A 7,677-nucleotide genomic window follows, 5' to 3' on the forward strand; every position below is an offset into this window, starting at 1 on the left:
TGACGAAGAACAGGAGCGGAAAGGACCAAAAAATCGCCCAAAGCACACACGAAAACGGATACATCAAGCCAAGAAAAACTTTTTGGAGAAATTCAAAACAGCTTCTAAAGTTTCAAGAACTCAAGAGCCTGAAAAACTTACAAACTAAAGAACTCAAAAACTAAAATCACAACCTATATGAAAAAATTTCTATCATTTATTATAACACTTTGCATGACCGTTACTTTGTGCGCCCAAGAAAAAAAAGCGTTCACACTGGATGATGTGATTCCCGGTGGAAGCAATTATTTTAACCTGACTCCTCAAAACTTACCAGGGTTGCAATGGTGGGGAGATGTATGTGTGCGTGCAGATGTGGACGATATCAGACAAATAGATAATCGTACCGGAGAAGAAACTATACTGGTGACATTGAAAGAAGTGAACGAAGCCTTGCAAAACGGAGAAAAGCCGTACAAACTTTTAGCTCCCATCAAGCCGCTTCACACCCTGCAAGGCGCTTCCCTGCCTTGGGAAAACCGGAACCTCCTGATGTTTTCGGGCTATGTGGGAGATGAAGAAAAAAGTGAAAGCTATGTCTTCTTCTATGACTTTATCCAGAAGAAGTTAACCAACATGTTCCGCATCCAAGAAGCAAACGCCACCAACTTTGATTTCTGCAAAGAGAACGGCTATCTTGCTTATACGGCAGGCGACCATTTATATATTGCCAACCACGGGGATTTTTCCACCGCAGTAAGCCCGCACCTAATGGGTGAAAAGGAAATAGATAACGACATCGTTTACGGCCAAGCGGTTCACCGCAACGAGTTCGGCATCATGAAAGGTACATTCTGGAGCCCGAAAGGCACGTATCTGGCCTTCTACCGGATGGACCAAAGCATGGTGACCGATTATCCGCAGGTGAACACCACCACCCGCATCGCAACCCTCGTGCCCGACAAATATCCGATGGCAGGCATGACCAGCCACAAGGTGACCGTCGGCATCTATCATGTAAAGACGGGAAAAACCATTTACCTGCAGGCAGGTGACCCAACCGACCGTTACTTTACCAATATCAGCTGGTCGCCCGACGAGAAAGACATCTATGTCATCGAACTGAACCGCGACCAGAACCACGCACAACTGGTGCAATACAATGCCGAAACCGGCGAGAAGAAAGGCGTGCTGTACGAAGAGAAGCATGCCCGTTACGTAGAGCCGCAACACCCCTTGGCTTTCTTGCCCTGGGACGAAACCAAGTTCGTCTACTGGAGCCAACGCGACGGGTATCACCACCTTTATCTAATGGATACCCAAAAGCCTCAGGCAGGCGAATGGAAAACCGGAAAGGATGCGGACGACACGTATTGCGAATACCTGCAGACCACCCCGCTCACCCAAGGAGACTGGCTGGTGCAGGAAATCTTAGGTTTTAACAAGAAGATGAAGACCGTCATCATCGGAAGCACGGAAATCTCTCCGCTCCAGACCAATGTCTTCAGCCTCGATGTAAAGGCCGGGAAACGTACCTTGATAGGCAAACGGGACGGAATGCACCGCGCGCAACTCTCGGAAAACGGAACATTCCTGATAGACAATTTCACTTCGAACGATGTTCCACGTGAAATCAGCATCCTGCCTACCAACGGGAAAAAAGGCGTTACATTGCTTACTGCCACCGACCCGATGAAAGAACAATACAACTTGCCCGAAATCAGCATCGGCACCATCAAAGCCGCCGACGGAAAGGCCGACCTGTATTATCGCCTGATTAAGCCGGTGGGCTTCGACCCGAACAAGAAATACCCTGCCATTATCTACGTATATGGCGGTCCGCATGCACAGATGATTCACAACACACGCTTCTATGATGCACGCGGATGGGACCTGTATATGGCACAACAAGGCTATGTAATGCTTACGGTAGACAACCGGGGAAGTGATAACCGGGGCATTCAGTTCGAAAACTGCACCTTCCGCCAATTAGGCGCAGAAGAAGCCAAAGACCAAGTGGAAGGAGTCAAGTTCCTGCAATCACTTCCGTATGTGGATGCCGGAAAGATAGGCGTACACGGCTGGAGTTTCGGCGGCTATATGACCACCAACCTGATGCTGACTTACCCTGACCTCTTCAAGGTAGGCGTGGCTGGAGGTCCGGTCATCGACTGGAAATATTACGAAGTGATGTACGGCGAACGCTATATGGACACGCCGCAAACCAATCCCGAAGGATATAAAAGTCGGGATTTGAAAGCCAAAGCCGGCAATCTGAAAGGAAGGTTGGAAATCATCATCGGCGGAATGGACCCCACGTGCGTTCCCCAACATACGATTACTTTCCTGCGTGCATGCATCGATGCCGGAACGCATCCCGACCTCTTCATCTATCCCGAAGACGGGCATAACATGATGGGACGCGACCGCGTTCACCTGCATGAACACATCACGCGTTATTTCCTTGATTATTTAAAATAAACCGATATGACCCGATTGCACCACAGAGGAGGACACAGAGTATCACAGAGGGAATAATAAAAACTCTGTGTGCTTCTGTGTCCTCTGTGGTGAATAAATATAATAAAAGACATCAACTTAAATCGAACGGATATGAAACTACTGTTATTAGGTTCAGGCGGACGCGAACATGCATTGGCATGGAAAATCGCACAAAGTCCGAAAGTAGAAAAGCTGTACATCGCTCCGGGCAATGCCGGAACGCAAGAGGTAGGCGAAAACGTAGCCATCAAAGCCGATGACTTCGAAGCCATCAAACGTTTTGTCCTTGAAAACGGCATCGACATGCTGGTAGTGGGTCCTGAAGACCCGCTGGTAAAAGGCATCTACGACTTCTTCCGCAACGATGAAGCCTTGAAAAATATTCCGGTTATCGGTCCGTCGAAAGCCGGAGCAACCTTGGAGGGAAGCAAGGAATTCGCTAAAGGGTTCATGCAACGTCACGGCATCCCTACGGCAGGCTATAAAAGCATAACTTCTGCCAATTTGGAAGAAGGACTGGCATTCCTCGAAACCCTGCAGGCACCTTACGTGCTGAAAGCCGACGGCTTGTGTGCCGGCAAAGGCGTGCTTATCCTTCCCACTCTGGAAGAAGCTAAGAAAGAACTGAAGGAAATGCTGGGAGGAATGTTCGGAAACGCTTCGGCAACCGTTGTCATCGAAGAATTCCTGAGCGGCATCGAATGTTCGGTATTTGTACTGACCGATGGAAAACATTATAAGATTCTGCCCGAAGCCAAAGACTACAAACGCATCGGCGAAGGCGACAAAGGACTGAATACCGGCGGTATGGGTTCGGTATCTCCCGTTCCGTTTGCCGACAAAGTATGGATGCAAAAGGTAGAAGACCGCATTATCCGTCCCACGGTAGAAGGGCTGGCTGCTGAAGGATTGGACTACAAAGGATTCATTTTCTTCGGGCTTATCAACGTAAAAGGAGACCCGATGGTCATCGAATACAACGTGCGTATGGGCGACCCCGAGACGGAAAGCGTCATGCTTCGCATCAAGAGCGACCTGGTAGACCTCTTCGAAGGCGTGGCAAACGGAAACCTCCATGAAAAGACCTTGGAAATCGATTCGCGCTCAGCCGTATGTGTCATGCTGGTATCCGGCGGTTATCCCGAAGCCTATCAGAAAGGATTCCCCATCAGCGGCATTGAAGAAGCCAAAGCAGGCGGAAGCATCGTGTTCCATGCCGGAACGGCAATAAAAGACGGGCAAGTGGTAACAAACGGCGGACGTGTCATTGCCGTCAGCTCGTATGGAACCAATAAAGAAGAAGCCTTAAGACAATCGTTCACCAATGCCGGAAAGATTCATTTCGAGAAGAAATATTTCCGTTCCGACATCGGATTTGATTTATAAATGATACTCGTTATATTATCTGTGTGTCATAAATCAATGAACTGTTAATTATGTTTTCATCAAGAAACAGATTCCAATACCAAGTAGCTACAGGAAGATTGACCCTTCCTGTAGCTGCTATTCTTACGCTGATCGTTTGGACACTTTCTTCGGTTCATGATTGGCCAAGCATAAGTTCGTTGCTGGCATATGGACTTACCTCTTACCTGCTGATTGAAACAGAAACCAAGTTCGTTTTAATACGTACCCGCACTACACTTCCCGCAGTTCTGTTCCTGTTGCTTTATGCAGCTATGCCGTTCTTACACGAAACTTCGCTGACATGTATTTTGCCAGTTTTGTTTATACTGATGCTCTTGTTCCTTTTTCGGAGCTACGAGTCTCCTTATGCTTCTGGAGCCCTGTTTCAAGCATTCTTCTGTCTGGGGCTAAGCAGTTTTATACTTCCTGCATTGGCCTGGCTTACACCTTTATTATATATACACACTATCAGCCTGCGTTCACTCAATATCCGTAGTTTCTTTGCCGGCATTATCGGCTTTACACTACCCTACTGGCTACTGTTCGGATACTACGTATGGACAGACAACTTAGAAGCGGTTTATCCTTACCTGATGCGTCTGTTCCAATTCCAGCCCATCAACTATCATACACTGACGCTCACTCATTATGTGTCATGGAGCATTGTTCTGATATTCTCCGGTATTTACGGCACACTCTACCTGCGGTCTGCCTTCAAAGACAAAGTACAGACACGTATTCTGTTGCGTATCTTTGTATGGATGATGCTTTGGCTTAACCTTTTGTGTGTGTTACAGCCACAATATTTCCAGGCATTGTTACCATTGATGTTGATTCCTGCCTCTTTGATAAGTGCACATTATTTTGCCCTGACGTTCAACCGGGTTTCGCATATCCTGTTCAATACTACCCTTATCTTATGGGTTTCACTTTGTTTATTTAATCTATGGATGCATTTTTTCAACTTCTGACAGACTGGGGATACATCGGGATGTTTATTTCCGCCTTTCTTGCCGGAACTGTCTTGCCATTCTCATCTGAAGCTGTTCTGTTGGCATGTGTAGGATTAGGGTTGGATCCTGTATGGTCTACAATTGCTACAACCAGTGGCAATGCATTAGGAGGCATTACTTGCTACTGGATAGGGCATCTGGGCAAAATGGAATGGATAGAGAAATACCTGAAGGTAGATAAAAAACAGATGGACCGTGCCGAACGTTTTATTCGTGGGCGAGGTTCGTGGATGGCATTGTTTTCTTTCTTGCCTGTGATAGGTGACGCCATCCTCATTGTGCTGGGTTGGATGCGCGCCAACGTATGGATAGTAACACTCTCGATGACCCTTGGAAAACTGGCACGTTATACTATCTTGGTAGCTGCAACGCTAGGGGTAATTGATTTAATGTAAGAAGTGAAAAAATCTGGCTTAAACTTGAAATATATTGACTAAACCACAAATAAAGATGATAGAACTCGAACAAACCGCTGATGGAAGCAACACACTCTTCGTCCCCGAATTGAATGAACACTACCATTCTGTAAAAGGAGCACTCACCGAATCGGAACACATCTTTATCCGAATGGGACTGGAACACCATCCTTCTCCCTCTCCCCACATATTGGAAATAGGCTTCGGCACAGGACTGAATGCCTTCCTTACCTTGCTTGCAGCCGGAAAATCCGGACGTACCGTACATTATACCACCCTTGAACGCTACCCTATAACACCCGAACTGGCAAACTGTCTTGCTTATCCCGAACAGATTTCTCCCGAACATGCCACAGCTTTCCGTACACTTCATACTGCACCATGGGAAAAAGACGTTCCGCTTACCCCTTTTTTCACTTTACACAAGGTACAAACCGACTTTACTACCTATACTTTCCCCGATTTGTACGACATAATCTATTTCGATGCCTTCGCTCCCGAAAAACAACCTGAGATGTGGAGTCCGGAACTCTTTACCCGTCTTTTTACCCATTTGAATCCTGGAGGTATTTTCACTACCTATTGTGCTAAAGGTATCGTGCGTCGTACCCTACAAGCTGCAGGCTTTACCGTAGAACGCTTGCCCGGTCCTCCAGAAGGTAAACGTGAGATATTACGGGCAAGTAAGATTTAAACTTTACTACGAAACACAATTATTCCCGTAACTACCTATAAGTGCCATTATAACTGTCCGTAATGACTTATATGCTTCATAGCCTCAACAGATTCTGATAAAAATTAAGAAGTTAGGGAAGTTGGCGAGGAGTTAAAAACCGATATGTTGTGGTTGGGTATTTATATGTTGAGCGGTGTGCAATTGTACATTAATACATACTGTCGGTATCACTCTTGTTGCCAATATCATGTTGGATTGCAAATCCGCTTCTTCAATTATGTCAGATTACACATCCGGCATGCCAAGCAAGCTTTGGTCTCTCCGTAATATAGCTGCATCGTTTGTAAGATTATTAATCTTACAGCGTGAAGATTAATAATCTTTCGGCATGAAGATTAATAATCTTACAAACAAGGCAGCTATGTGATTTGTCTTTTATTTGTTGATTTATGTTCAGGCAAATATTCTCAAAAGCGGAAACAAAGAAACTGTTTCTTAAAAATGTAATGCGGCACGGATACGTGCGTAGGGGGCATCTTTCAAAATGACTTTTTTATTCCCATCAAGCAGGTAAAGCGATGGCATGGCTTTCAGGTCATAGAGGGCGTTTAGCTTGATAGCCTCACGGTCGGTGCCTACCATCCAGTTGGCCGGGAGGTTGGAAAGATCGCTACGCCATGCTTCTGGATTACCTTCGGTGTAAATGGCCAATACGGTGAGTTTACCATCGGTTACAGCATCTGCCAAGGTCTGGTCGTGCAGCATGTCTTGCATGATTTCATGACAACTGGGGCATTCCGGATCATAGAATATCAGCAGCAGACGGTTGTTTGAGGCTGGAGTTTGATGAAGTTTGCTTGCCTGTCCGTTGGGTAGATAATACGTAAAGTCAGAAGCAAGTGTACCAGGCTGGTTCCGGCTGATGAGCTTTTGTTTGAAAGCCAATGTGCTTTTAGTCGCATCGTCTATGGTTTTGCTTTGCAGCATACGGTTCAGGTAAACAAGATACAATGCTTCGTTGTATAAGGGTGAGTTGGGATTGTATAAATATTCGTCGAACAAATGCATGAATGTTTTGCACGCTTCCCGTTGCTGTTCTATATGCGAGCAGAGAGCATCCAGACTCTTTGTGATTTCTTGTGAAGAACTTTCACCATCTGCCAGTAACGAGATGTGATTGACGAATCCTTGTTCGGTTATGTCACGGTTATTAAGTAAAGTCGTGTCGGAGAAGTTGAAATTATCCCAATAGTGTGCCAATAGAAATTCACGACGTTCTTCCGGCTCAGTCAACATCACTGGAATGTCGGGGAAAGGGAACTGTGCTTTGTCTGGTTGTGTGGCTACATTTTCTTTTTGTATGGACGTGTGTTCTTCGGTCGCATGCTGCTTTTGCCCGGAGGTGCATGAAGTTCCGAGAATGATGCATACAATTGCGATGTAGTAATAAAGGTGTGTTTTCATACCCATATTTTTTTGAATATTACAAGTGCAAAGATACGATTTTATAAATGAAGAATGAAGGATTTAGCATAAAGAATCCTTGCAAATTTGGCTTGGTATACATTCTTTATCTTTAGTTCCTATGTTTGTAATGTGCTAGCAAAATAGCATAAAGCCAAGAGAATTATTAAATTTGTAAATGAAAGAAATAACTTAATACCCCCATGACTTTATGCGTAAA

Annotated in this window: 6 protein-coding genes; 5 read left to right on the forward strand and 1 reads right to left on the reverse strand. The window is 45.5% G+C overall.

The genetic code is table 11. The features are described 5' to 3' along the window. Nucleotides 1-177: 177 nt before the first annotated feature. From B5F71_RS17935 to mnmD, 5 genes are all read left to right on the forward strand, one after another. Nucleotides 178-2,460, forward strand: coding sequence for a DPP IV N-terminal domain-containing protein (locus B5F71_RS17935; protein ID WP_087213067.1), 2,283 nt, complete (start codon nt 178-180; stop codon nt 2,458-2,460). Between the two features lie 132 nt (nt 2,461-2,592). Further along, nucleotides 2,593-3,867, forward strand: coding sequence for a phosphoribosylamine--glycine ligase (gene purD / locus B5F71_RS17940; RefSeq protein ID WP_087213069.1), 1,275 nt, complete (start codon nt 2,593-2,595; stop codon nt 3,865-3,867). Nucleotides 3,868-3,917: 50 nt separating this feature from the next. Further along, nucleotides 3,918-4,859, forward strand: a complete 942-nt coding sequence (locus B5F71_RS17945) for a hypothetical protein (protein ID WP_087213072.1) — start codon at nt 3,918-3,920, stop codon at nt 4,857-4,859. Further along, nucleotides 4,835-5,296, forward strand: a complete 462-nt coding sequence (locus B5F71_RS17950) for a YqaA family protein (RefSeq protein ID WP_087213074.1) — start codon at nt 4,835-4,837, stop codon at nt 5,294-5,296. The genes B5F71_RS17945 and B5F71_RS17950 overlap by 25 nt, the downstream gene beginning before the upstream one ends. A gap of 58 nt (nt 5,297-5,354) precedes the next feature. After that, nucleotides 5,355-6,011, forward strand: a complete 657-nt coding sequence (gene mnmD, locus B5F71_RS17955; RefSeq protein WP_162609953.1) for a tRNA (5-methylaminomethyl-2-thiouridine)(34)-methyltransferase MnmD — start codon at nt 5,355-5,357, stop codon at nt 6,009-6,011. 477 nt (nt 6,012-6,488) lie between these two features. Here mnmD and B5F71_RS17960 read toward each other — a convergent pair whose 3' ends face one another. Beyond that, nucleotides 6,489-7,457 carry a DUF5106 domain-containing protein gene (locus B5F71_RS17960; protein WP_087213079.1) on the reverse strand — a complete coding sequence of 323 codons (969 nt, stop codon included), beginning with the start codon at nt 7,455-7,457 and terminating at the stop codon, nt 6,489-6,491. Between the last annotated feature and the right edge of the window lie 220 nt (nt 7,458-7,677).

The organism is Bacteroides sp. An269 (assembly GCF_002159755.1).
GTDB classification, from domain to species: domain Bacteria; phylum Bacteroidota; class Bacteroidia; order Bacteroidales; family Bacteroidaceae; genus Phocaeicola; species Phocaeicola intestinalis.